The organism is Pseudomonas marincola (assembly GCF_900116605.1).
Classification (GTDB): Bacteria; Pseudomonadota; Gammaproteobacteria; order Pseudomonadales; family Pseudomonadaceae; genus Aquipseudomonas; species Aquipseudomonas marincola.
This window is the reverse complement of the sequence record NZ_FPBC01000004.1, coordinates 156,133-179,781: the sequence shown is the minus strand read 5'-3', so window position 1 is coordinate 179,781 and position 23,649 is coordinate 156,133. Positions and strand designations below refer to the sequence as shown.

Sequence of the window (23,649 nt, the reverse complement as noted above, 5' to 3'; positions counted from 1 at the left end):
ATGTCGCTGAGTCGCGCCAAGCGTCTGTTACCGGTTATCAGCATGGCGGAGAAAGCTGAGCGTGAAGCCGCCTTGCAGGTGGGCCATTGCAATGGCCTGGTCACGCAGGGCGAAGTGCAACTCGGCACCCTCGAAAGCTACCGCGCCGATTATCAGCAGCAATGGATCACCGAGGGGCAGCGCGGTGTTTCCGGCCAGTGGCTGATCAACTATCAGCGCTTTCTCGGCCAACTCGACACCGCGATCAATCAGCAGCAAACCAGCCTCGACTGGCATCGCAACAACCTCGGCAAAGCCCGGGAAATCTGGCAACAGCGCCATGCCCGGCTCGAAGGGCTGCGCAAACTGGTGCAGCGTTATCAGGACGAAGCCCAGCGCGCCGATGACAAGCGCGAGCAGAAATTGCTCGACGAGCTTTCCCAGCGCCTGTCGGCGCACCGTCACGATTAAGCGTCTATCATCCACAGCGGTCCGGCCCGGCTGGCTGATTTGTGCGTGCGTCTTGCGGCAATTTTATTCAGCAGAGCTAGGCGAAAGCTGTAAACCCTGTGATGATTGATCCATCAAGGCCGTTTAGCAAAAGGAGTTCACATGGTTATCACTTCGCAGCCCTCGACTGATGGAAAAGTGCTGACTATTCAGGTGCAGGGACGGTTCGATTTTGCCGCCCATCAGCATTTTCGCGACGCCTATGAAAAAGCCTCAATCTCGCCTTCGCGCTATGTGGTTGATCTGGCGGAAACGACCTATCTCGACAGTTCGGCGTTGGGCATGTTGTTGCTGCTGCGCGACTATGCCGGTGGCGAAACCGCGAAAATCAGTGTGATCAACAGCAACGCTGATGTGCGCAAGATCCTCTCCATTTCCAATTTCGAACAGTTATTCGACGTTCGTTGAGTGAGCGCCACGCATGGCTGAGCGCTTGACCATTCTGATTGCCGAGGACAACGCTGCTGACCGTATGCTCTTGTCGACCATTGTCAGTCGTCAGGGGCATCGCGTGATCACGGCCGCCAATGGCCTTGAGGCCGTGAGCCTGTTTCATAGCGAGCGCCCGCAACTGGTTTTGATGGATGCCCTGATGCCGGTCATGGACGGCTTCGAAGCGGCGCGCCTGATCAAGCAGGCTTCGGGCGAAGAGCTGGTGCCGCTGATTTTTCTCACCTCCCTGAGCGAGGGCGAGGCGCTGGTGCGCTGCCTTGAGGCGGGCGGTGATGATTTTCTGGCCAAGCCCTACAACCGCGTGATCATCGAGGCCAAATTGCTGGCGATGGACCGGCTGCGCAGCCTGCACGCCACCGTGTTGCAGCAGCGCAATCTGATCTCCGCACACAATGATTATCTGCTGAACGAGCAGCATGTGGCCAAGGCGGTATTCGATAAAGTCGCCCACTCGGGTTGCCTGAATGCGGCCAATATCCGCTACCTGCAATCCCCTTACGCCGTGTTCAGCGGTGACTTGCTGCTGGCGGCTTATCAGCCTTCGGGCGACATGCATATTTTACTCGGTGACTTCACCGGCCATGGCCTCAGGGCCGCTGTCGGGGCCATGCCCCTGGCGCAGATTTTCTACGGGATGACCGCCAAAGGGCATGCGCTTGAGGACATCCTGCGGGAGATCAACGGCAAGCTGAAGCAGATATTGCCGGTGGATGTATTCTGCTGCGCGACCGTGCTGCATGTCGGTTTCCAGCAGAAAATCGTCAAGGTCTGGAATGGCGGTCTGCCTCAGGGTTATCTGTTGCCAGATGATGGCGGTGAACCGGTGCCATTGGTTTCGAAGCACTTGCCGCTTGGGGTGCTCGACCCGAAAGCTTTCAGGGCCGATTTCGAGGTGTACCCACTGGCGGATGGCGATCGGGTCTTTCTGCTTACCGATGGCGTGCTTGAAGCGGCAAACGCTCAGGGCGAATTGTTCGGCGAGGCCCGCCTGCTTGAAGTACTGGGTTGTGAAGAAGGCCGGCGCAATGTATTTACTGCGATCCAGCAGGCCCTGGGCGATTTTCGTGGCGAGGCCAAAGACGACGTCAGCTTTATTGAAGTGAGCATGATCGACACGCCCGCTCACGGTCGCGCCAGCGCGGCGTTTGCTCACGACAGTCACGAAGGGCCGGTTGATTGGGGCACGCGTTTTGAATTTCGTGGCGAGACGCTGCGCAGTTTCAATCCTCTGCCCATGTTGCTGGATATGCTCCTGCGCACGCGCGGCCTGCAAGAGCGCATGGGCGATATTTACAGCGTGCTGGTCGAGCTGTATTCCAATGCGCTTGAGCACGGCGTGCTGGCGCTCGATTCGAGTCTTAAAGTCGATGCGCAGGGGTTCAGCGAATATTACCGTCAGCGTGGCGAGCGGTTGGCGACGCTGGAGTCGGGCTACGTGCGCTTTGATGTGCAACTGCGCCCGCAAGGTTCCGGCGGTTCGCTGATCATACGGGTTGAAGACAGCGGGGCAGGCTTCAATGCTCAGTCAGTCGCCCGGCAAAGGATATCCAGCAACAGCTTGCGCGGGCGCGGGCTGACGTTGATCAAGCAACTCAGCGATACCTGTGACTGGAGCGATGCCGAAAATGGCATTCAGGTCGAATTCAAATGGTCGGGCTACCCCGTCGAAACATCTTCTTCGAGTATTAACGGATGAACAGTTCACCCATAGACATGGATATTCTGCTGGCACTTGAAGATTTGATGGGCGCTGATTTTCCCCTGCTGCTGAAAACCTTCCAGATCGATACCGCCGAGCGCTTGGCCAAGCTGCAGCGTGCCTGTGCGCAGGCGGACCGGGCGCAATTGCACCTTACCGCGCACAGCCTCAAAGGCAGTTCGAGCAATATGGGCGCAACCGAGTTGACCGAGCTTTGCCGCGAGCTGGAGCTGGCGGCCGACAACCAACCGCTTGCGGTGCTGGAGGCGTTGGTTGCCCAGTTGCAAGTGCAATGCGCGCGGCTGGATAGTGCGCTTGAGGTCGAGCTTCAGCGCTTGAATGCCTGAGCAAGCGCTCATGCACGTGGTATCTGTGCCGCCAACTTAAAGTTGGCCCAACGTTTGCTATCTCCTGTGCAAGATCCATTTCGCACGGAGAGTGCTTATGTCCGCCGCCCCCGATTTGCTATTGAAGTCGGCTTCAGTCAACAACAGCCGGGTAGACTCGGCCAGGGCCTCGAGTCGCGCTGCAGAAGCCCCAGCCAATAAGGGCTCCAGCTTCGCTGATGTGTATGCGCAGGAGCGTCAGGACCAGAGCAGAATCGCTCAGGAAAACGCCAGCAAGGCGGCCCAGCAGGAAAAAAATCAAGCGCAAAAGAAATCCGCGACGACCGATGATGCCGCTGCATCTGGCAGCCAGTCGCCAGCGGTTGCCGACAACGGCAAAGCCTTGCCGGGTGATGACACGGTCGCGGCCACTGACGACGAAACCGTCACGGCCACCGATGCATCGGCAGGCGAAGACGCCAGCACAGACGATGCAACGGCGGCGGACGCCACTTTGCTGACCGAAAATGCCGGGTTGCTGGCAACCCCGGAGAATCTGGCGGCGCAGGCGCAGCTTGGCAGTAGCAGTTTCAAAAGCTCGGGGCCTGCGAGCATGACAGCCGCAAGCTTCGACCCAGAACTTGATGCCCTCAATCAACTGCCTGCGGTGAAGATGGCGCTGGAACTTGGCGCCAAAGCCAAGGCTGCCGCAGCGGCGGCGACTGCAACAGGCAGCGCTGAGGCGACTGGCAAGATGGTCAGCCCCGATGGTGGGTTTGCCAGTGCCATGGCCGCGATGAGCCAGGACCTCAACGCTGGCGTTGAAGAAGGTGGTGAGCTGGGCGATATCAAACTGGGCGATCTGTCGGTCGATCAGCTCAAAAGTCTGGAGCAGGGCGCAACAGATAGTCGTCCCGAAAACTTTGTCAGCAAACTCAATGCACTGACGCAGGCGATGAATCAGCAGCAAGGTGTGGCCAAGCCGGTTCTGGTTCCGGGCCAGCCGATTGCCATGCAGCAGGGCGGCTGGAGTGAGGCGGTGGTGGATCGCGTTATGTGGCTTTCCAGCCAGAATCTGAAGGCTGCCGAAATTCAGCTGGACCCCGCTGAACTGGGCCGCCTCGATGTGCGCATTCACATGAGCGCCGATCAGACCCAGGTCAGCTTCGCCAGCGCCAACCCGGTGGTGCGTGACGCGCTCGAAGGGCAGATGCACCGCTTGCGCGAGATGTTCAACCAGCAGGGAATGGGCCTGATGGATGCCAGCGTATCTGATCAGTCATCGGGGCGAGGCTGGCAAGGGCAGGGCTCGGATGATGGCGCTGGCACTGGTTCAAATCGGGGTTCTCTGGCTGCAAGCGATGAGTTGGAGCCGCTGAGCGTGGCGGTCGAGTCGCGCCAGATGACCGGCGCGAGCCTGCGCAGCATGGTCGATTACTACGCCTGATCCATAGCCTGCGGCAGATTAATCCGGCGCCCGGCTTGCTTATGCATACCGGGCGTTGTCGTGTTTAACGTGCGCTCAAGTCAGTAAATGCTACGCCGATATACGCTTCAATGGCTGCGTTGCTATAAAGTAGCGCCCGCTCTACCCGCAAGCTGGCATAACACTTGCTCCAAACCCCTTAAAGCGTATTTCGCGCAGCGAAGCGACGGATTATTGGCATGGCTAAGAAACAGGCAGCGCAGGACGCTCCGGCAGCAGACAAAAAGCCTTCGGGCAAATTGAAAATCATTGTCCTCGGGTTGGTCGCCTTGCTTGTGATCGTTGGTGCAACCGTGGCCGCTACCTGGTTTTTTCTGGGCAAGAACAGCGACGCCCCGGCGCCCGCCGCCGAAGAAGCGGCAGCCGCTGAACCCGTGCGTAAGCCGGCTATTTATGAAGAATTGACGCCGGCCTTCGTGGTGAATTTTTCGGACAACGGCCGCGCCCGCTACATGCAGGTCAGCGTTGCCTTGATGTCGCGTGATCAGGCGGCTCTGGATGCGCTCAAAGTGCACATGCCGGTGCTGCGTAACAAGCTGGTGATGCTGTTCTCCAGCCAGCAATTTGCTTCGGTGGCAACGCCGGTAGGCAAGGAAATGCTGCGTCAGCAAGCGACTGCCAGCGTGCAGGAACTGGCGCAAAAAGAGATCGGCAAACTGGCTGTAGAGCAAGTGCTGTTCACCAATATCGTAGTGCAGTAGTCAGGAGCTCAGATGTCTGTGCAAGATCTGCTTTCACAGGATGAAATCGATGCCTTGTTGCATGGTGTTGATGATGGCCTGCTCGAGCCCGAAGATGCAGTAGAACCGGGCAGCATCAAACAATATGACCTGACCACTCAGGACCGTATCGTGCGTGGGCGCATGCCGACGCTGGAAATGATCAACGAGCGCTTTGCCCGCTATACCCGCATCAGCATGTTCAACCTGCTGCGGCGCAGTGCCGACGTGGCCGTGGGTGGCGTGCAGGTGATGAAGTTTGGTGAGTACGTGCATTCGCTGTATGTGCCAACCAGCCTCAATCTGGTGAAGATGAAACCGCTGCGCGGCACCGGCTTGTTCATTCTTGACGCCAAGCTGGTGTTCAAGTTGGTGGACAATTTCTTTGGTGGCGATGGCCGGCACGCCAAGATCGAAGGCCGTGAATTTACCCCGACCGAATTACGCGTCGTGCGCATGGTGCTGGATCAGGCGTTTATCGACCTCAAGGAAGCGTGGCACGCGGTGATGGATATCAACTTCGAGTACGTCAACTCGGAAGTTAATCCCGCCATGGCGAATATTGTCAGCCCGAGCGAAGTGATCGTCGTCTCGACGTTCCATATCGAACTGGACGGCGGTGGCGGAGACCTGCACATCACCATCCCTTATTCGATGATCGAACCGATCCGGGAGATGCTCGACGCCGGTTTTCAATCGGATGTTGATGATCAGGATGAACGCTGGGTCAAGGCGCTGCGTGAAGACATTCTCGACGTCAGCGTGCCGCTGACCGCCACTGTTGCACGACGTCAGCTCAAGGTTCGCGACATTTTGCACATGCAGCCCGGCGATGTAATTCCCGTCGAGCTGCCGGAACACATGGTTATGCGCGCCAATGGCGTGCCGGCCTTCAAGGTCAAACTGGGTGCCAACAAAGGCAATCTGGCCTTGCAGGTGCTTGATCCTATCGAACGTCGCTAAGGGGCATTTCGCCCCTGGCAGACGCCTAACTGTTATCCGCCAGCCGAGGAAAGACCATGGCAGACGAAAATCAAACAACCTCAGCCGAGGAGCAAGCGCTGGCTGATGAATGGGCTGCGGCGCTAGCCGAGTCGGGCGACGATGATGCCAATCAGGCCGACATCGACGCCATGCTGGCCGAGACCGCCAAGCCTGCGGCGCCGCGTGCGCCAATGGAAGAATTTGCCGGTGGCGCTGCGCCAAGCAACAGCGCGCTGACCAATCTCGAAGGACCGAATCTGGATGTGATTCTCGACATTCCCGTGTCGATCTCGATGGAAGTGGGCAACACCGACATCACCATCCGCAACCTGCTGCAGCTCAATCAGGGTTCGGTTATCGAACTCGACAGACTGGCCGGCGAGCCGCTGGATGTGTTGGTTAACGGCACCCTGATCGCCCATGGCGAAGTGGTCGTGGTCAACGAGAAGTTCGGCATCCGCCTGACCGACGTTATCAGCCCAAGCGAACGCATCAAGAAGCTCCGTTGAGATGAAAATACTGCCGCTGCTGTTGTTGCTGCCCGTGCCGGCGTTCGTCGAAGAGGCGGCAGTTAAAGCTGTAACTGAACCGGCCAAAAACCTCGCAACCAGTAATGTCAGCGGCCAGTTGGCGCAGCTGGTTCTGGGCTTGCTGCTGGTGATCGGGCTGATTTTTTTGCTGGCCTGGCTGGTGCGTCGGGTGCAGCAGATTACCCCGCGTGGCGGGCAGGTAATCCAGATCGTCGCCACCCAGACGCTGGGCCCGCGTGACCGTCTGGTGCTGGTGCAGGTGGGGGGCGAGCAGGTTCTCATCGGGCTCACGCCGGGGCGTATTGCGCCGCTGCATGTGATGGCCGAGCCGGTTTCTGCGGCGAGCAGTACTCAGGCTTCGGGCGATTTTGCCCAGCGCCTGATGCAGGCACTGGGCAAACAGTCGGGTAACGCCAATAAGGATGTTGATTGATGCGTGTTCTCGCGTTACTGCTTTTGCCGTTGTTGATGCTGGCTGCGCCGCATGTGTTTGCCGCCGAAGACCCGTTGTCGATCTCGGCCATTACCCTGAGCACCGATGCACAGGGCCAGCAGGAATATTCGGTCAGCCTGCAGATTCTGCTGATCATGACCGCGCTGAGCTTCATTCCTGCGGTCCTGATGTTGATGACCAGCTTCACCCGGATCATTATCGTCTTCTCGATTCTGCGTCAGGCGCTGGGTTTGCAGCAGACACCGTCGAACCAGATTCTCACCGGTCTGGCGCTGTTTCTGACCATGTTCATCATGGCGCCGGTGTTCGACCGGATCAATCAGGACGCCTTGCAGCCCTATCTCAATGAGCAATTGCCGGCGCAAGATGCGATTGCCAAGGCCGAAGGCCCGATCAAGGATTTCATGCTGGCGCAGACCCGCTCCAGTGACCTTGAGTTGTTCGTGCGTTTGTCCAAACGTACCGACATTGCCAGCCCGGATGATGCGCCACTGACCATCCTGATTCCGGCGTTCGTGACGTCCGAGCTAAAAACCGCATTCCAGATCGGGTTCATGATCTTCATTCCGTTTCTGATCATCGACCTTGTTGTATCGAGCATCCTGATGGCCATGGGGATGATGATGCTGTCGCCGCTGATTATCTCGCTGCCATTCAAGATCATGCTGTTTGTGCTGATCGACGGCTGGGCGCTGATCATGGGCACGCTGGCTGCCAGTTTCGGAGGGGTTTAGGCATGACACCCGAAGTCGCGGTCGATCTGTTTCGTGATGCCTTGTGGCTGACGGCTCTGATTGTTTCAACCATTGTGGTGCCCAGTTTGCTGGTGGGTCTGGTCGTGGCCATGTTCCAGGCGGCGACCCAGATCAACGAGCAAACCCTGAGCTTTTTGCCGCGTCTGATCGTGATTTTGCTGACATTAATCGTTGCCGGGCCCTGGCTTGTGCAGAAATTAATGGAATACACGCAAAATTTAATCATGAGCATTCCGACGATGATTGGCTGAATGTACGCGCCTGAAACGGAGTGGCTGCAATGCCTTTGCTAGAGCTTAGCGATGCGCAAATTGGCGGCTGGGTCAGTACGTTTTTATTGCCGCTTTTTCGCATCGCCTCGCTGTTGATGACCATGCCGGTCATCGGTACGCAGTTGGTTCCACTGCGTGTGCGCCTGTACCTTGCACTGGCGGTGAGTGTGGTGTTGGTGCCGAGTTTGGCACCAATGCCGGCCGTGGATGCACTCAGTTTGCAAACCTGGTTGCTGATTGCACAGGAGGTGCTGATCGGCGTGATGATGGGTTTCACCCTGCAGTTGTTTTTCCATGCGTTCGTGATCGGCGGGCAAATACTCTCGACTCAGATGGGTCTGGGCTTTGCGTCGATGGTTGACCCTACCAACGGTGTTTCGGTGCCGGTAATCGGTCAGTTTTTCACGGTGCTGGTAACGCTGCTGTTTTTGGCCATGAATGGCCACCTGGTGGTCTTTGAAGTGTTGGCCGAAAGCTTCACTTCATTGCCGGTTGGCGAGAGTCTGGTCAGTCAGCATTACTGGGCAATTGCCACGCGCCTGGGATGGGTCATGGGCGCCTCGCTGTTGTTGGTGTTGCCGGCGATTACCGCGTTGTTGGTGATTAACTTGGCGTTTGGGGTCATGACCCGGGCCGCGCCGCAGTTGAACATCTTCTCCATCGGTTTTCCGCTGACGTTGCTGCTGGGTTTGGGGATTGTCTGGATTGGTACCGCGGATATCCTCTCGCAGTATCAGGTGTTCGCCACTGAGGCTTTGCAGTTCATGCGTGAACTGGTTCGGGCGAGTTAAAAAATAAAATGGCAGAATCTGAAAGCGGTGCCGATAAAAGTGAAGACCCCACGGAGAAACGCCTTCGTGAGTCCAGGGAAAAGGGACAGGTCGCACGCTCGAAAGAGCTTAATACGTTAGCTGTAATGCTCGCGGGTACAGGTGGATTGTTACTCGTCGGCGGCAATCTAGCCAATGCAATGCTCGAGGTAATGAGCACGAGTTTCGCGTTGAAGCGAGACATGATCATGGATGATCGAATGATGGGTATGTTGTTTATGTTCTCCGGGCGTGTCGCCCTGGAGGCGATGATGCCGCTTTTGCTGGTATTACTGGTCGCCTCCATTCTGGGGCCGATTGCTCTGGGTGGCTGGCTGTTTTCAGCCAAGGCCATGGCGCCCAAAGTCAGCCGGATGAATCCGGGTCCCGGCCTCAAGCGGATGTTTTCCGCCAAGGCGCTAATCGAACTTCTCAAGGCGCTGGCCAAGTTCAGTATCGTCTTGGTCGTGGCGTTGGCCGTGCTCAAATCGAATGAGCAGGAACTGCTTAAAATCGTTCACGAGCCCCTTGAGGGCGCCATTAAGCACGCAATCAATATTGTTGGTTGGAGTGCGCTGTGGATGTCCTGCGGGCTGGTTCTGATTACCTTGGTCGATGTGCCGTTTCAGCTCTGGGATAACAAGCAGAAGCTGATGATGACCAAGCAGGAAGTACGCGACGAATACAAGGACAGCGAGGGCAAGCCCGAGGTCAAACAACGTATTCGCCAACTGCAGCGCGAAATGACCGAGCGGCGGATGATGCAGGCGGTGCCGCAGGCCGACGTGATCATCACCAACCCGACGCACTTCGCCGTGGCGCTCAAGTACGATCCCGAAAAGGGTAATGCACCCGTGATGCTGGCCAAGGGCGCCGACTTTACCGCGCTGAAAATTCGTGAGATCGCGCAGGAGCATAACGTCATGCTGTTGGAGTCTCCGGCGCTGGCGCGGGCGGTGTTCTACTCGACTGACATCGACCAGGAAATTCCCGCGGGTCTGTATATGGCGGTGGCGCAGGTGTTGGCTTACGTCTATCAAATTCGCCAATTCCAGGCAGGGCGGGCCAAGCGTCCGGCGCCGCTCAAGGATCTGCCGATTCCCCCGGATCTGCGCCGCGACGAGTAACGCAAAAATAGCCATTGTTTTTGCCGGATACAGCTTATCCGGCAAAGTTGGACAGCTTTTTGCAAAACCAACCCCAAGGACGCTTCATGCGTCAAAAGTTTGAATCGTCTGGGGTAGGCAAGTGGCATTAGATCGCTCACAAATGCTGGGGAACGTGCGCAGTAACCTGTCTGGTTTGCGCGAAGGCAATCTCGGTATTCCGTTGATGTTGCTGGTCATGCTTGGCATGGTCATGCTGCCGATCCCGCCGTTCCTGCTCGATGTGCTGTTTACCTTCAGTATCGCCCTGTCGATCGTCGTACTGCTGGTGAGCATCTACGCGCTGCGCCCGCTCGATTTTGCTGTATTCCCCACCATTCTCCTGGCCGCCACCTTGCTCCGGCTCGCGCTAAACGTCGCCTCTACGCGCGTGGTATTGCTCAATGGTCACGACGGCCACGCAGCGGCGGGGCAGGTGATTCAGGCCTTCGGTGAAGTGGTGATCGGCGGTAACTACGTGGTCGGTATCGTGGTGTTTGCCATCCTCATGATCATCAACTTCGTAGTGGTGACCAAAGGTGCCGGGCGTATCTCCGAGGTGAGCGCGCGCTTCACTCTGGATGCAATGCCAGGCAAGCAGATGGCCATCGACGCGGATCTCAATGCCGGCCTGATCGACCAGCCGGAAGCCAAGAAGCGCCGGACTGAAGTGGCGCAGGAAGCCGACTTCTATGGTTCGATGGACGGTGCCAGCAAGTTTGTTCGCGGTGACGCAATTGCGGGCCTGCTGATCTTGTTCATCAACCTGATTGGCGGTATCGCCATCGGTATCTTCCAGCATCAGCTGAGTTTTGCCGACGCCGGCAAGGTGTACACCTTGCTGACCATTGGTGACGGTTTGGTGGCGCAGATTCCGTCACTGCTGCTGTCGACCGCTGCCGCGATCATGGTGACCCGGGTTTCCAGCTCCGAAGACATGGGTGCGCAGGTCAACCGGCAGATGTTCGCCTCGCCGCGTGCGCTGGCTGTCGCCGCGTCGATCATGATTGCCATGGGCCTGGTGCCGGGCATGCCGCATTTCTCGTTTATCAGCCTGGGCCTCGTGGCTGCCGGTGCGGCTTACTGGATCGCCAACAAGCAGCGCAAGGTCAAGGAAACCGAGATCAAGGAAGTCCAGCGTCAGCAGGAATTACTGCCGGCTCAGCGTGCTCAGGAAACCAAGGAGCTTGGCTGGGATGACGTGACCCCGGTGGACATGGTCGGGCTCGAAGTGGGCTACCGGCTGATTCCATTGGTTGATCGCAATCAGGGTGGCCAGCTGCTGGCGCGGATCAAGGGCGTGCGTAAGAAACTCTCGCAGGAAATGGGCTTTTTGATGCCCTCGGTGCACATTCGCGACAACCTGGATTTGCAGCCGAATGCTTACCGCCTCACCTTGATGGGCGTCAGCGTTGCCGAGGCAGAGGTGTACCCGGAACGCGAGCTGGCGATCAATCCGGGGCAGGTGTTTGGCCCGCTGAACGGCATTGCCGGTAAAGACCCGGCATTTGGCCTTGAGGCGGTGTGGATCGACCAGAGCCAGCGTGATCAGGCGCAATCCCTCGGCTACACCGTGGTCGACGCCAGCACCGTGGTGGCGACTCATCTCAATCAGGTACTGCACAAGCATGCGCATGAGTTACTTGGCCATGAAGAAGTGCAGCAGTTGCTGCAACTGCTGGCCAAGAGTTCGCCAAAGCTGGCCGAGGAATTAGTCCCGGGGCTGGTATCGCTGTCGACCTTGCTCAAGGTGTTGCAAGCGCTGCTGCAAGAGCAGGTACCGGTGCGTGACATTCGCACCATCGCTGAGGCGTTGGCCAACGTCGCCGGCAAGAGTCAAGATCCCGCCGCTATGGTCGCAGCCGTCCGGGTTTCGTTGGCCCGTGCAATCGTGCAAAGCATTGTGGGACTAGAGCCGGAGCTGCCTGTGATCACTCTGGAACCAAGGTTGGAACAGATATTGCTAAATAGCTTACAGAAGGCCGGGCAAGGCGCTGATGAAGGCATCCTGCTTGAGCCGGGCATGGCTGAAAAGCTGCAGCGCTCATTGATTGACGCTGCGCAACGCCAGGAAATGCTCGGCAAGCCGGTTGTGCTGTTAGTAGCAGGCCCGGTACGGGCAATGCTTTCACGGTTTGCGCGGATGGCAGTGCCGAGTATGCATGTACTGGCCTACCAGGAAATTCCAGACAATAAACAGGTCACTATCGTTGCGACGGTAGGGCAGAACTAAACGAGGTTAAGGCATGCAAGTTAAACGCTTTTTCGCAGCTGATATGCGTCAGGCCATGAAGCTTGTGCGTGATGAGTTGGGTGCCGACGCCTCGATTATTGCTAATCGCCGCGTGGCGGGTGGTGTCGAGCTGACAGCGGCGCTGGATTACCAGATGCCGGCCGCACCATCGCGCCAGGCTAATCCTGAGCTTGAAGCCGAGTTGCGCAAGACTCAGTCGCTGATCGCGACGGCGCATGCCGAATTGGTCACCCGCAGCGAAGTTGGCAGCAAGGATTTGCAACTGCAGGCAGAAGACCTGGGTCCGGCCCCGGTTGTAGCCGCCGCACCAATCGCCCAGCCAGCTGCCGGCGGTCACTTCGAGCAGAGCGCACTGGATGCCATGCGCTTTGAGCTTAATGGCCTGCGTGAGTTGATCGAGGTCCAGCTGGGTTCGCTGGCGTGGGGCCAACTGCAAACGCGGCGCCCGCAGCAAGCCAATCTGTGGCGTCGTCTGCAGCGCATGGGCTTGTCTGCCGACCTGTCGCGCAGCCTGCTGGAGAAAGTCTCAAATATTGATGAGCCACGTCAGGCCTGGCGCATGTTGCTGGCGCATCTGGCGCAGGCTATCAACACGCCGAAGGTCGAGCCGCTGGAAGAGGGCGGGGTTATCGCGCTGGTGGGGCCGGCAGGTATGGGTAAAACCACCACGCTGGCCAAGCTGGCTGCACGTTATGTGCTCAAGTACGGCGCGCAGAATGTGGCGCTGGTGAGCATGGACAGCTACCGCATCGGCGCGCAGGAACAATTGAACACGCTGGGGCGCATTCTCAATGTGTCGGTCACTCAGGTCGATCCTGGCCAGTCACTGACTCAGGCGCTGGCACCGTTGGCGCGTCGTCGCGTGGTGTTGATCGATACCGCTGGTTTGCCCGCCAATGATCCGGCGCTGCGCATGCAGCTAGAGGCATTGGCCAGCCGTGGCGTGCATGCACGCAACTATCTGGTTATGGCCGCCACCAGTCAGGATCAAGTGCTCACCGCCGCCTTTCACACCTACAAGCGTTGTGGGCTGGCAGGCTGCGTGCTGACTAAACTGGATGAAGCTGGCAGTCTGGGCGGCGTATTGAGCCTGGCCATCAGCCAGCGTCTGCCTGTGGCGTACACCACAGATGGTCCGCGGATTCCGGATGACTTGCAGATTCCGCGTAGCCATCAGCTGGTAAGCCGGGCCGTTGGCATGCAGGCTCAAGATGAGCCCAGCGAAGACACAATGGCGCAAATGTACAGTGCAATCGGCAGCCAACCGGCTTTGCGCGCCAGTTAGTAGAATGAATTACACGGTTATAGGCCCACTATCTGGCCTAGTGGGTGGTTTGCAGGGCAGAATAAGCCATGGGCTCACGACGGATTGACAAGGTAACGGAAAAAAATGGTTAAGCATCCCGTACAGGTGATCGCGGTAACTGGTGGCAAAGGTGGCGTCGGCAAGACCAACGTGTCGGTGAACCTCGCGCTGGCGCTGGCGGAACTCGGGCGTCGGGTCATGCTTATGGATGCCGACCTTGGTCTGGCCAATATCGACGTACTGCTTGGGCTGACGCCAAAGCGCACACTGGCTGATGTGATCAGCGGTGAATGTGATCTGCGTGATGTGATTCTGCAGGGCCCCGGTGGCGTGCGTGTCGTTCCGGCCGCGTCCGGTACTCAGAGCATGGTGCAGTTGTCGCCCATGCAGCATGCCGGCCTGATCCAGGCATTCAGTGATATCAGCGATAACCTCGATGTACTGATCGTCGACACCGCCGCCGGTATTGGCGACTCGGTGGTGAGTTTCGTGCGCGCCGCCCAGGAAGTGCTGGTGGTGGTGTGCGATGAGCCAACCTCAATTACCGACGCCTACGCGCTGATCAAGTTGCTCAACCGCGATTTCGGCATGAACCGTTTCCGCGTGCTGGCCAACATGGCGCACACGCCGCAGGAAGGTCGCAACCTGTTCACCAAACTGAGCAAGGTGACCGATCGTTTCCTCGATGTGGCGTTGCAGTATGTTGGCGCGGTGCCTTACGACGAAAGCGTGCGTAAAGCCGTGCAGAAACAGCGTGCAGTGTACGAGGCGTTTCCGCGCTCGAAATGCTCCCTGGCGTTCAAGGCAATCGCCGAGAAGGTTGATGCCTGGCCGCTCCCTGCCAACCCGCGTGGCCACCTCGAGTTTTTTGTCGAGCGTCTGGTCCAGCCCGCCATACAGGAAATCGAGCCATGAGCAACGCAGGCCTACGTATGTATAGCAAGGCGCAAGCCATGGACGCTCAGCATCAGTTGATTGAACGTTACGCGCCGCTTGTCAAACGTATCGCCTACCACTTGCTGGCCAGACTGCCGGCAAACGTTCAGGTCGACGACCTGATTCAGGCCGGCATGCTCGGCCTGCTGGAAGCATCGAAGAAATATGACGCCAGCAAAGGCGCCAGTTTCGAAACCTTTGCCGGTATCCGCATTCGTGGCTCCATGCTCGATGAGGTGCGCAAAGGCGACTGGGCCCCCCGTTCGGTCCATCGAAATAGCCGCATGGTCAGTGATGCAATTCGAAAAATTGAAGCCAGAACGGGTCGAGACGCTAAAGATCAGGAGGTTGCTGCCGAACTCCAATTGAGTCTCGAAGATTACTACGGCATTCTTGGCGACACTTTGGGCAGTCGCCTGTTCAGTTTTGACGACCTTTTACAGGACGGTGAGCAGGGCGGATTGCAGGAAGACGTCAATAGTCATCATCCCGGGCCTTCGCGTGAGCTGGAAGACGAGCGCTTTCAAAGCGCACTGGCAGACGCCATCGGCAATCTGCCGGAGCGTGAACGCCTGGTCTTGTCGCTGTACTACGACGAAGAGCTGAACCTCAAGGAAATTGGTGAGGTGCTTGGGGTGAGTGAGTCTCGGGTAAGCCAGTTACACAGCCAGTGTGCCGCTCGTTTGCGGGCGCGGCTGAGTGAGTGGCGGGCGAAGTAAACAGATTTCTGGCGCGCCAGAGCAACGTTGCATATTGCTGGAACGCGGGCCAATCAGCCGGTTTCTTGATTAAGGGGCGTGCCCATCAGTTGGGTGCGTTTGGGACTGTTCGGAGGTCGACTTGGACAAAAATATGAAAATCCTCATCGTTGATGACTTTTCAACGATGCGTCGGATTATTAAGAACCTGCTGCGCGATTTGGGGTTCACCAACACTGCTGAAGCGGATGATGGCGTAACCGCCTTGCCGATGCTGCAGAGCGGTAGTTTCGACTTTTTGGTAACAGACTGGAACATGCCTGGCATGAGCGGCATTGATTTGCTGCGTGCCGTGCGCGCGGATGAGCGCCTCAAGGGTATGCCGGTATTGATGGTGACGGCTGAAGCCAAGCGTGACCAGATTATCGAGGCAGCGCAGGCCGGCGTTAACGGCTACGTGGTCAAACCTTTCACCGCTCAAGTGCTGAAAGAAAAAATCGAGAAAATCTTTGAGCGAGTCAACGGCTGATCCACGCCGCGAGGTTGCAATGGAATACCAGGACTCCAGTAAGGCTGGTTTTGAATCAGCTTTAAAGCTTAACGCCAGCCAATTAGTCGACAGCCTAGAAAAAGGCGACATTGGCGAGGCGGTGCAACTCATCAATGAGCTTAACAAGACGCGTGATCGTGGCCTGTTTCACGAAGTCGGCAAGCTGACGCGTGAGCTGCACAATGCCATCGTCAACTTCAAGCTCGACCCGCGCTTGCCACATGCCAGCGAAGTCTCACAAATTGCCGACGCCACTGAGCGTCTCAATTACGTGGTGACGATGACGGAGAAAGCTGCCAATCGGACCATGGATCTGGTCGAGCTGAGCAGCCCTTTAGTCACGCAGGTCAGCACCGAGGCGCAAACCCTCAGCGAAGATTGGGGGCGCTTCATGCGCCGCGAAATGGACGCCGATGGTTTTCGTGAGCTTACCCGTCGAATCGAGCAGTTCCTTGCCCGCACGGCGCAGGATGGTGCTGCGGTTTCAGGGCACTTGAATGACATTTTGTTGGCGCAGGATTATCAGGATCTCACCGGTCAGGTCATCAAGCGTGTGACTCAGCTGGTCACCGAAGTTGAAAGCAATCTGTTGAATCTGATGCTCATGGCCAGCCGTGTAGACCGTTTTGCCGGTATCGAACACGGCGAAATTTCAGGGTCTGAGAAGGCTCACAAAGAAAAAAGTGCAAGTCACGGTGAAGGTCCGCAGATTCATGCCGATAAGCTTGATGACGTTGCATCCTGTCAGGACGACGTCGACGATTTGTTATCAAGCTTAGGGTTTTAGGAGCAGGTCCATTATGAGCTTCGGCGCCGATGAAGAAATCCTCCAGGATTTCCTGGTAGAGGCCGGCGAGATTCTCGAGCAGCTGTCTGAACAGCTGGTAGAGCTTGAAAGCCGCCCTGACGATATGAACCTGTTGAACGCGATTTTTCGCGGGTTTCATACCGTAAAAGGTGGTGCGGGCTTTCTCCAGCTGAATGCGTTGGTTGAGTGCTGTCACATTGCCGAGAACGTCTTCGACATCCTGCGCAAGGGTGAGCGTCGCGTCGACTCTGAATTGATGGACGTCGTGCTGGAGGCATTGGACACCGTCAATGCCATGTTTGACCAAGTGCGCGAAGGCGCCGAGCTGACCCCGGCAACGCCCGAACTGCTCGCGGCTTTGGCCAATCTTGCCCAGCCACAAGAACTGTTGAACGAAGAAGCCCCAGCCCCTGTTACAGAACACGTTGTGGCTGACAACCCTGCGGCAGCCGATGATGCGGCAGCCGATGATGTGGCAGCCAGTGCTGTGGCAGGTGATGCTGCTATTGCCGACGATGAATTCGAGCAGCTGCTCAGCGCATTGGCAGATAACGCAGCGCAGGCGCAAAAAGCGCCAGCCAGCCCGGTAGCCAGTGCGGCGCAACCGTCAGACAGTGATGAAATCACCGATGACGAGTTCGAGTCGTTACTCGACCAGCTGCACGGTAAAGGCCAATTTGTGGCCAACGCAGGCGGTCAGCCAGTTAAGGCTCAGCAGGATGACGATGTAGCCGTGGCCGATGCGCCCGACGAAATCACCGACGACGAATTCGAAGCCCTGCTCGATCAGTTGCACGGCAAAGGTCAATTCGCCAGCGGAGCTGCCCCAGGGTTGCCTGCCACAGCTTCGGCTGCCAGTACGCCGAGTGAACCAGTGGCCCCGGTTGCTGCCAGCAGCGCGGCGAGCGCTGATGAAATCAATGACGATGAATTTGAAGCGCTGCTGGATGAACTGCACGGCAAAGGCAAGTTCTCGGAAACGCCGGCCGTCAATGCCGCGCCCGTTGCTGCCAAGGCGGTAGAAAAGCCAGCGGCCAAGCCTGTAGCAAAACCAGTTGCTGCTGCGCCAGCCAAAGCCCCTGCGCCTGAAAAAGCTGCACCGGTCAATGAGGCCGAAACCACTGTGCGGGTGGACACGGCCCGGCTTGATGAAATCATGAACATGGTTGGCGAGCTGGTGTTGGTGCGTAACCGGCTGGTGCGTCTGGGTTCAACCAGCAGCGACGAGGCGATGGCCAAAGCCGTATCGAATCTCGATGTTGTCACCGCAGACCTGCAATCCGCGGTGATGAAAACCCGCATGCAACCGATCAAGAAAGTCTTCGGGCGTTTCCCGCGACTGGTTCGTGACCTGGCGCGTAGTTTGAAAAAGGAAATCTCGCTTGAGTTGATCGGTGAAGAAACCGACCTCGACAAGAACCTCGTTGAAGCCTTGGCTGATCCGCTGGTTCACTTGGTGCGCAATGCGGTTGACCACGGTATTGAAACCCCGGAAGAGCGCGTGGCTGCGGGCAAATCGCGCGGCGGTAAAGTGGTGCTCTCGGCCGAACAGGAAGGCGATCATATCCTTCTGGTCATCAGCGATGATGGCAAGGGAATGGATGCCGATGTGCTGCGCCGCAAGGCTGTCGAGAAAGGTTTGCTGGAGAAGGAAGCGGCCGACCGGCTCAATGAATTTGAATGCTACAACCTGATTTTCGCGCCGGGCTTCTCGACCAAAACCGAGATTTCCGATGTGTCCGGTCGCGGTGTTGGCATGGACGTGGTGAAAACCAAGATCAGCCAGCTCAACGGCACGGTCAACGTCTTCTCGGTCAAGGGTCAGGGCTCGCGGATCGTCATCAAGGTGCCGCTGACGCTGGCAATCATGCCAACGCTGATGGTCATGCTGGCCAATCAGGCGTTTGCGTTCCCGCTGGTCAACGTCAATGAAATTTTCCACCTCGACCTGTCTCGCACCAATGTGGTGGACGGTCAGGAAATGGTCATCGTCCGTGACAAGGCATTGCCACTGTTCTATCTCAAGCGCTGGCTCGTTGGCCAGGCTGCTCACGAAGAGCAGGTTGAAGGCCATGTGGTGATTCTGACTGTGGGTAATCAGCGCGTCGGCTTTGTTGTCGACCAGTTGGTCGGGCAGGAAGAAGTGGTCATCAAGCCGTTGGGCAAAATGCTTCAGGGCACACCGGGCATTTCCGGGGCGACCATTACCGGCGACGGTCGAATCGCGCTGATCCTCGATGTGCCGAGCATGCTCAAGCGCTACGCCCGTCGTTCCTGATCGCGCCTGTAGGGCAGTGGATGCGGCGCGGTTAAATTTGGCAGGACTGATCTGCAGTGGATTCAGGCAGATTATTAGGAGTGGGTATGGCGGTTAAGGTATTGGTTGTTGATGACTCCGGTTTTTTCCGCCGGCGGGTGTCCGAGATTCTTTCGGCTGACCCGAACATCATGGTTATCGGCACCGCTACCAACGGCCGCGAGGCAATCGATCAGGTGCTGGCGTTGAAGCCGGACGTGGTCACCATGGATTACGAAATGCCTATGATGGACGGCATTACCGCCGTGCGAAACATCATGCAGCGGTGCCCGACGCCGGTGTTGATGTTCTCGTCGCTCACCCATGAAGGCGCTCGCGTCACCCTCGATGCACTGGACGCAGGTGCCGTCGATTTCCTGCCGAAGAACTTTGAAGACATCTCGCGCAATCCCGAGAAGGTCAAGCAATTGCTTTGCGAGAAAGTGCATAGCATTGCCCGCAGCAATCATCGCTCCATGGCCCGGCTGACCACGCCGAGCGCAGCGCCTGCCGCTGCACACACACCAGCCCCTGCCGTGCGCACGCCGCCGAGTGCAGCGGTTGCGCGCCCTGCAAGCACGCCTACAAGCGCCACCCCGGCGCCTGCTGCGCGGCATTCTGTGGCCGTTAAGCGCAAGGCCTACCGGCTGGTTGCTATCGGTACGTCCACTGGCGGGCCGGTTGCTTTACAGCGCGTACTGACGCAACTGCCGGCAAACTTTCCAGTGCCGATCGTGCTGATCCAGCATATGCCGGCGGCCTTCACCAAGGCTTTTGCCGAGCGCCTCGACAAGCTCTGCAAGATCAGCATCAAAGAGGCCGAGGAGGGCGATATATTGCGCCCGGGTCTCGCCTTGCTGGCGCCAGGTGGCAAGCAGATGATGATTGATAATCGCGGCACGGTGCGCATTCTGCCAGGCGATGAACGCGTCAATTACAAACCCTGCGTGGACATTACCTTCGGCTCTGCCGCGCGTACCTATCACGACAAGGTGCTGGCGGTTGTACTGACCGGCATGGGCGCCGATGGCCGCGAAGGCGCACGTCTGCTCAAACAGGGCGGCAGCCAGGTGTGGGCGCAGGATGAAGCCAGTTGCGTGATTTACGGCATGCCGATGGCCGTGGTCAAAGCCAACCTCACCGATGCAATTCTGCCGCTGGATGATATTGGCCGGCATATTGTCGAGGCCTGCCTGTAATGGACGTCCTCAGCCTCATCGGGATTGTACTTGCTGCCGTGGCAATACTCGGCGGCAACTTTCTCGAAGGTGGCCATGCCAGCGCGCTGCTCAACGGCCCGGCGGCGTTGATTGTAATCGGCGGCACACTGGGCGCTGCGTTACTGCAGACGCCGATGCCGGTCTTCAAGCGGGCACTGGTGATTGTGCGCTGGATATTCATCGCGCCGGCCATCGATCTGGCGGGCGGTATTGATCGCGTGGTCGGCTGGAGCATGGTGGCGCGCAAGGAAGGCTTGCTCGGGCTTGAGGTGTTGGCCGATGGCGAACCGGATCCCTATGCGCGTAAAGGCTTGCAACTGCTGGTGGACGGCGTTGAGCCCGAATTGATTCGAAGCATTCTTGAAGTCGATTTGTACACCCAGGAAGGGCGCGATATTCAGGCGGCCAAGTTTTTCGAGTGCATGGGCGGCTACGCGCCGACTATCGGCATTATTGGCGCCGTGATGGGGCTGATCCACGTGATGGGCAATCTGGCGGACCCGAGCATGCTCGGCAGCGGTATTGCCGTGGCGTTCGTGGCGACCATTTACGGTGTTGGCTTCGCCAATCTATTGCTGCTGCCAATCGCCAACAAGCTCAAAGCGATCGCCATGCGCCAGTCGCGTTACCGCGAAATGTTGCTCGAAGGGTTGCTGTCTATTTCTGAAGGCGAAAACCCGCGCGCCATCGAACTCAAGCTCCAGGGCTTCATGGACTGATCGGCTCAGGGAGTTGGCTATGGCGCGGCGTCGGCATCAAGAAGAACACGAGAATCACGAGCGGTGGCTGGTTTCCTATGCGGATTTCATCACCTTGCTGTTCGCCTTTTTTGTGGTGATGTATTCGATCTCATCGGTTAACGAGGGCAAGTACAAGATTCTCTCGGAAACCCTGACGGGCGTGTTCAATCACCCCGAGCGCTCGATTGTGCCGATTGCTGTCGGCGAGTCGCGGCCGAAAACCACCTCGATGGATCAGGCCATCAGTAATCAGAATGGTGCGGACGACAACATCGAGAGCAGCAGTAATCAGCTCACGGTGATTGCGCAAAGCGTGCGCGAGGCATTTGCCGATCTGATTGATGCCGACCAGTTGCAAGTGCGGGGCAATGAGTTGTGGATCGAAATCGAACTGCGCTCAAGCCTGTTGTTTGGCAGCGGTGATGCGCTGCCCAATGACGCGGCCTTTTCGATTGTGGATAAAATTGCCAAAATATTGGCACCCTATGCCAACCCGATTCATGTAGAAGGCTTCACCGATGACCGGCCTATTAACACCATGCAGTTTCCGAGCAACTGGGAATTGTCGTCGGCGCGTGCCGCGAGCATCGTGCAGATACTGGCCATGAATGGAGTGAGTCCGGGGCGCATGGCCGCCGTGGGCTACGCAGAGTTCCAGCCCATCGCCGACAACACCACCGCCGAGGGACGTGCGCGCAACCGGCGGGTGGTGTTGGTTATTTCACGCAATTTGGATGTTCGCCGCAGCGTAAGTGGAGTCGGCAGCGCCAATGCCAAGCCCGATTCCACGCTCAAACGCGCTGGCATGCAACCTGCAACAGTCTCGTCGAAAGAGCCGGCAAATGCGGCTTCACAGCATGTAGACGTCAACCCTCCGTCGCCAGTTCTCGACCGGCCGGTGCCAGAGTCGAGAGGATAAATACAATGAGAGTTTGGGCTGTAGCCAATCAAAAAGGTGGAGTCGGCAAGACCACCACGTCCATCGCTCTGGCGGGTTTGCTGGCGGATGCTGGCAAGCGCGTGGTGGTGGTCGATCTCGATCCGCATGGCTCGATGACCAGCTATTTCGGGCATGATCCCGATAGCCTTGAGCACAGCACGTTCGATCTGTTCCTCAATCAGGGCAATGTGCCTGAAGGCTTGCCCCAGCAATTGCTGCTGCCAACCAGTCACGAGCGGATTTCGTTGCTGCCGTCGAGTACTGCGCTGGCCACGCTGGAGCGTCAGTCGCCGGGGCAGAACGGTCTGGGCCTGGTGGTCTCGAAAAGTCTGGCGCAGCTGTGGGGCGATTTTGACCATGCCATCATCGACAGCCCGCCATTGCTTGGCGTGTTAATGGTCAACGCATTGGCGGCCAGCCAGCAGTTGGTGATTCCGGTGCAGACCGAATTCCTCGCGGTCAAGGGGCTGGAGCGGATGGTCAGCACGCTGGCCATGATTAACCGCTCACGCCGTCAGGCATTGCCGTTCACCATCGTGCCAACATTGTTTGATCGTCGCACTCAGGCGTCCATGACCACGCTGCGCCAATTGCGCAACAGCTACCCCGAGAACCTGTGGCAGGCATACATTCCGGTGGATACTCGTTTGCGCGACGCCAGCCGTGCCGGCGTCACGCCTTCGCAGTTTGATCACAAGAGCCGCGGTGCGCTGGCTTACAAGGCGCTGCTTAAACACCTGCTCGAACAGCACGTGCGTGAAAAGGTAGCCTGAGTGGCAAACAATAGTGTGTGTCGGCCCTCAAGAATTTACTGCAACCTGCCGATAGCTGTTGCAAGTCAACTCTGTGAATTCGAACCATGAATCGTACCTTGCCCACTGCAACCAGGCCTCAAGTGGCCTTGCAGTCTTATCTCGACAGCTTGCTGCAAGAGGCCGTTATCGAGCTGGACAGCGGCAGTGAGTTGGCGGATTTCGAAGCCGCAGTGCTGGAAGAGCAATTGCGCGACGCCGAGCGCCTGCTCGAAAGCGTAGCGCCGGTCAGTGCGCCGCTGATACGTCCGGTCGAGTTGAGCCTGGTGACGGTGGCCGAAGAGCCGCCGGTTGCAACACCGATCCCGATGCCGGCTCCGGCCGCCAGTGAGTATCTGGCAGTCGCCGAACAAGCGCCGGCTCTTGAGGCGCCGCTGATTGACTTCAACCTCAACAATGAAGTGCCGGCAAGCCTTACGGTCGATTGGGATGAGCGTCCGCAGTGGGCAGAAGAGCCTTTTGAATGCCTGCTGTTCGAAGTCGGCGGCCTGACTCTGGCTGTGCCGCTGGTGTGTCTGGGGTCGATTTATCCGCTGGCGGGGCAGGAGCTGACACCGCTGTTTGCTCAGCCGGACTGGTTCCTCGGATTGCTGCCGTGTCAGGCCGGTAACTTGCGGGTACTGGATACGGCGCGTTGGGTGATGCCCGAGCGCTATCGCGATGAGTTACGCGAAACGCTGCAGTACGTGATTTCGATTCAAGGTTTTGAATGGGGGCTGGCCGTGCATCAGGTCAGCCGCTCGATCCGTCTCGATCCCGATCAGGTCAAGTGGCGCTCGCAGAGAGCCCAGCGGCCCTGGTTGGCGGGTACGGTTATTGAACATATGTGCGCGTTGCTGGATGTCGCCGCGCTGGCCAAGCTGATTGAAAGCGGCAATGCCCAGCGAGCACTGGCCGGCAATGGCTGACGGAGTATTGCGCGTGACCTGAAAAAGGTCGGCGCAGCCTGATAATTGACTGCGGGGTTT

General features: G+C 58.0%; 25 protein-coding genes. All 25 read left to right on the top strand.

The genetic code is table 11. From position 1 onward, the window contains the following. Nucleotides 1-450, top strand: a complete 450-nt coding sequence (fliJ, locus tag BM395_RS08730; RefSeq protein ID WP_069901754.1) for a flagellar export protein FliJ — start codon at nt 1-3, stop codon at nt 448-450. 141 nt (nt 451-591) lie between these two features. Beyond that, a complete protein-coding gene (locus tag BM395_RS08725; RefSeq protein ID WP_069901755.1) occupies nt 592-897 on the top strand; it encodes an STAS domain-containing protein in 306 nt (101 codons plus the stop codon). Between the two features lie 13 nt (nt 898-910). After that, nucleotides 911-2,638, top strand: coding sequence for an ATP-binding SpoIIE family protein phosphatase (locus tag BM395_RS08720; protein WP_090510669.1), 1,728 nt, complete (start codon nt 911-913; stop codon nt 2,636-2,638). After that, nucleotides 2,635-2,988: an Hpt domain-containing protein gene (locus tag BM395_RS08715; protein WP_090510663.1), complete on the top strand. Its 354-nt coding sequence runs from the start codon at nt 2,635-2,637 to the stop codon at nt 2,986-2,988. The genes BM395_RS08720 and BM395_RS08715 overlap by 4 nt, the downstream gene beginning before the upstream one ends. A gap of 97 nt (nt 2,989-3,085) precedes the next feature. After that, nucleotides 3,086-4,414 (top strand): flagellar hook-length control protein FliK, encoded by a 1,329-nt coding sequence (locus BM395_RS08710; protein WP_090510660.1) that lies wholly within the window; start codon nt 3,086-3,088, stop codon nt 4,412-4,414. Between the two features lie 218 nt (nt 4,415-4,632). Beyond that, the gene (gene fliL, locus BM395_RS08705; protein WP_069901759.1) at nt 4,633-5,154 is read left to right on the top strand and encodes a flagellar basal body-associated protein FliL; all 522 of its coding nucleotides are present in this window, start codon (nt 4,633-4,635) and stop codon (nt 5,152-5,154) included. 12 nt (nt 5,155-5,166) lie between these two features. After that, nucleotides 5,167-6,135 carry a flagellar motor switch protein FliM gene (gene fliM / locus BM395_RS08700; RefSeq protein ID WP_069901760.1) on the top strand — a complete coding sequence of 323 codons (969 nt, stop codon included), beginning with the start codon at nt 5,167-5,169 and terminating at the stop codon, nt 6,133-6,135. 56 nt (nt 6,136-6,191) lie between these two features. Beyond that, complete coding sequence (fliN, locus tag BM395_RS08695; RefSeq protein ID WP_069901761.1) at nt 6,192-6,665, top strand: flagellar motor switch protein FliN; 474 nt, start codon at nt 6,192-6,194, stop codon at nt 6,663-6,665. Between the two features lies 1 nt (nt 6,666). After that, nucleotides 6,667-7,119, top strand: coding sequence for a flagellar biosynthetic protein FliO (gene fliO / locus BM395_RS08690; protein WP_090510657.1), 453 nt, complete (start codon nt 6,667-6,669; stop codon nt 7,117-7,119). Between the two features lie 35 nt (nt 7,120-7,154). Next, nucleotides 7,155-7,874 carry a flagellar type III secretion system pore protein FliP gene (gene fliP / locus BM395_RS08685; protein ID WP_244528964.1) on the top strand — a complete coding sequence of 240 codons (720 nt, stop codon included), beginning with the start codon at nt 7,155-7,157 and terminating at the stop codon, nt 7,872-7,874. A gap of 2 nt (nt 7,875-7,876) precedes the next feature. Continuing rightward, the gene (gene fliQ / locus BM395_RS08680; protein WP_069901764.1) at nt 7,877-8,146 is read left to right on the top strand and encodes a flagellar biosynthesis protein FliQ; all 270 of its coding nucleotides are present in this window, start codon (nt 7,877-7,879) and stop codon (nt 8,144-8,146) included. Between the two features lie 35 nt (nt 8,147-8,181). Beyond that, complete coding sequence (fliR, locus tag BM395_RS08675) at nt 8,182-8,958, top strand: flagellar biosynthetic protein FliR (protein WP_090511022.1); 777 nt, start codon at nt 8,182-8,184, stop codon at nt 8,956-8,958. 8 nt (nt 8,959-8,966) lie between these two features. Further along, the gene (gene flhB, locus BM395_RS08670) at nt 8,967-10,103 is read left to right on the top strand and encodes a flagellar biosynthesis protein FlhB (RefSeq protein WP_069901765.1); all 1,137 of its coding nucleotides are present in this window, start codon (nt 8,967-8,969) and stop codon (nt 10,101-10,103) included. Nucleotides 10,104-10,245: 142 nt separating this feature from the next. Next, a complete protein-coding gene (gene flhA / locus BM395_RS08665) occupies nt 10,246-12,354 on the top strand; it encodes a flagellar biosynthesis protein FlhA (RefSeq protein WP_090510651.1) in 2,109 nt (702 codons plus the stop codon). A 13-nt stretch (nt 12,355-12,367) separates the two neighbouring features. Continuing rightward, nucleotides 12,368-13,660 (top strand): flagellar biosynthesis GTPase FlhF, encoded by a 1,293-nt coding sequence (gene flhF / locus BM395_RS08660; RefSeq protein ID WP_090510648.1) that lies wholly within the window; start codon nt 12,368-12,370, stop codon nt 13,658-13,660. Between the two features lie 105 nt (nt 13,661-13,765). Beyond that, the gene (gene fleN / locus BM395_RS08655; RefSeq protein ID WP_069901768.1) at nt 13,766-14,596 is read left to right on the top strand and encodes a flagellar synthesis regulator FleN; all 831 of its coding nucleotides are present in this window, start codon (nt 13,766-13,768) and stop codon (nt 14,594-14,596) included. Continuing rightward, nucleotides 14,593-15,336 carry an RNA polymerase sigma factor FliA gene (fliA, locus tag BM395_RS08650; RefSeq protein WP_170827796.1) on the top strand — a complete coding sequence of 248 codons (744 nt, stop codon included), beginning with the start codon at nt 14,593-14,595 and terminating at the stop codon, nt 15,334-15,336. The genes fleN and fliA overlap by 4 nt, the downstream gene beginning before the upstream one ends. A gap of 133 nt (nt 15,337-15,469) precedes the next feature. Beyond that, on the top strand, nt 15,470-15,844 hold the full coding sequence (locus tag BM395_RS08645; protein ID WP_170827797.1) for a chemotaxis response regulator CheY: 375 nt from the start codon (nt 15,470-15,472) through the stop codon (nt 15,842-15,844). 19 nt (nt 15,845-15,863) lie between these two features. Beyond that, complete coding sequence (locus BM395_RS08640; protein ID WP_069901770.1) at nt 15,864-16,652, top strand: protein phosphatase CheZ; 789 nt, start codon at nt 15,864-15,866, stop codon at nt 16,650-16,652. 13 nt (nt 16,653-16,665) lie between these two features. Continuing rightward, nucleotides 16,666-18,951: a chemotaxis protein CheA gene (locus BM395_RS08635; RefSeq protein ID WP_090510645.1), complete on the top strand. Its 2,286-nt coding sequence runs from the start codon at nt 16,666-16,668 to the stop codon at nt 18,949-18,951. Between the two features lie 86 nt (nt 18,952-19,037). Further along, nucleotides 19,038-20,168, top strand: a complete 1,131-nt coding sequence (locus tag BM395_RS08630; protein ID WP_090510642.1) for a protein-glutamate methylesterase/protein-glutamine glutaminase — start codon at nt 19,038-19,040, stop codon at nt 20,166-20,168. After that, complete coding sequence (locus tag BM395_RS08625; RefSeq protein ID WP_069901773.1) at nt 20,168-20,908, top strand: flagellar motor protein; 741 nt, start codon at nt 20,168-20,170, stop codon at nt 20,906-20,908. Before BM395_RS08630 ends, BM395_RS08625 begins: the two co-directional genes overlap by 1 nt. Nucleotides 20,909-20,927: 19 nt before the next feature. Continuing rightward, nucleotides 20,928-21,848 carry a flagellar motor protein MotD gene (motD, locus tag BM395_RS08620; RefSeq protein WP_090510639.1) on the top strand — a complete coding sequence of 307 codons (921 nt, stop codon included), beginning with the start codon at nt 20,928-20,930 and terminating at the stop codon, nt 21,846-21,848. Nucleotides 21,849-21,853: 5 nt separating this feature from the next. Then, nucleotides 21,854-22,642 carry a ParA family protein gene (locus tag BM395_RS08615; protein ID WP_069901775.1) on the top strand — a complete coding sequence of 263 codons (789 nt, stop codon included), beginning with the start codon at nt 21,854-21,856 and terminating at the stop codon, nt 22,640-22,642. 86 nt (nt 22,643-22,728) lie between these two features. Next, the gene (locus tag BM395_RS08610) at nt 22,729-23,589 is read left to right on the top strand and encodes a CheW domain-containing protein (protein ID WP_090510636.1); all 861 of its coding nucleotides are present in this window, start codon (nt 22,729-22,731) and stop codon (nt 23,587-23,589) included. Nucleotides 23,590-23,649 lie beyond the last annotated feature (60 nt).

Bases quoted from the DNA above. Each gene is read 5' to 3' on its own strand.
- BM395_RS08635 (WP_090510645.1), top strand. From the start codon at position 16,666: ATGAGCTTCGGCGCCGATGAAGAAATCCTCCAGGATTTCCTGGTAGAG.
- BM395_RS08725 (WP_069901755.1), top strand. From the start codon at position 592: ATGGTTATCACTTCGCAGCCCTCGACTGATGGAAAAGTGCTGACTATT.
- BM395_RS08625 (WP_069901773.1), top strand. From the start codon at position 20,168: ATGGACGTCCTCAGCCTCATCGGGATTGTACTTGCTGCCGTGGCAATA.
- motD (WP_090510639.1), top strand. From the start codon at position 20,928: ATGGCGCGGCGTCGGCATCAAGAAGAACACGAGAATCACGAGCGGTGG.
- flhF (WP_090510648.1), top strand. From the start codon at position 12,368: ATGCAAGTTAAACGCTTTTTCGCAGCTGATATGCGTCAGGCCATGAAG.
- fliL (WP_069901759.1), top strand. From the start codon at position 4,633: ATGGCTAAGAAACAGGCAGCGCAGGACGCTCCGGCAGCAGACAAAAAG.
- BM395_RS08720 (WP_090510669.1), top strand. From the start codon at position 911: ATGGCTGAGCGCTTGACCATTCTGATTGCCGAGGACAACGCTGCTGAC.
- BM395_RS08640 (WP_069901770.1), top strand. From the start codon at position 15,864: ATGGAATACCAGGACTCCAGTAAGGCTGGTTTTGAATCAGCTTTAAAG.
- fleN (WP_069901768.1), top strand. From the start codon at position 13,766: ATGGTTAAGCATCCCGTACAGGTGATCGCGGTAACTGGTGGCAAAGGT.
- fliM (WP_069901760.1), top strand. From the start codon at position 5,167: ATGTCTGTGCAAGATCTGCTTTCACAGGATGAAATCGATGCCTTGTTG.
- fliO (WP_090510657.1), top strand. From the start codon at position 6,667: ATGAAAATACTGCCGCTGCTGTTGTTGCTGCCCGTGCCGGCGTTCGTC.
- fliN (WP_069901761.1), top strand. From the start codon at position 6,192: ATGGCAGACGAAAATCAAACAACCTCAGCCGAGGAGCAAGCGCTGGCT.
- BM395_RS08645 (WP_170827797.1), top strand. From the start codon at position 15,470: ATGAAAATCCTCATCGTTGATGACTTTTCAACGATGCGTCGGATTATT.
- BM395_RS08610 (WP_090510636.1), top strand. From the start codon at position 22,729: ATGAATCGTACCTTGCCCACTGCAACCAGGCCTCAAGTGGCCTTGCAG.
- fliJ (WP_069901754.1), top strand. From the start codon at position 1: ATGTCGCTGAGTCGCGCCAAGCGTCTGTTACCGGTTATCAGCATGGCG.
- BM395_RS08715 (WP_090510663.1), top strand. From the start codon at position 2,635: ATGAACAGTTCACCCATAGACATGGATATTCTGCTGGCACTTGAAGAT.
- BM395_RS08615 (WP_069901775.1), top strand. From the start codon at position 21,854: ATGAGAGTTTGGGCTGTAGCCAATCAAAAAGGTGGAGTCGGCAAGACC.
- flhA (WP_090510651.1), top strand. From the start codon at position 10,246: ATGCTGGGGAACGTGCGCAGTAACCTGTCTGGTTTGCGCGAAGGCAAT.
- BM395_RS08710 (WP_090510660.1), top strand. From the start codon at position 3,086: ATGTCCGCCGCCCCCGATTTGCTATTGAAGTCGGCTTCAGTCAACAAC.
- flhB (WP_069901765.1), top strand. From the start codon at position 8,967: ATGGCAGAATCTGAAAGCGGTGCCGATAAAAGTGAAGACCCCACGGAG.
- fliQ (WP_069901764.1), top strand. From the start codon at position 7,877: ATGACACCCGAAGTCGCGGTCGATCTGTTTCGTGATGCCTTGTGGCTG.
- fliP (WP_244528964.1), top strand. From the start codon at position 7,155: ATGCTGGCTGCGCCGCATGTGTTTGCCGCCGAAGACCCGTTGTCGATC.
- fliA (WP_170827796.1), top strand. From the start codon at position 14,593: ATGAGCAACGCAGGCCTACGTATGTATAGCAAGGCGCAAGCCATGGAC.
- BM395_RS08630 (WP_090510642.1), top strand. From the start codon at position 19,038: ATGGCGGTTAAGGTATTGGTTGTTGATGACTCCGGTTTTTTCCGCCGG.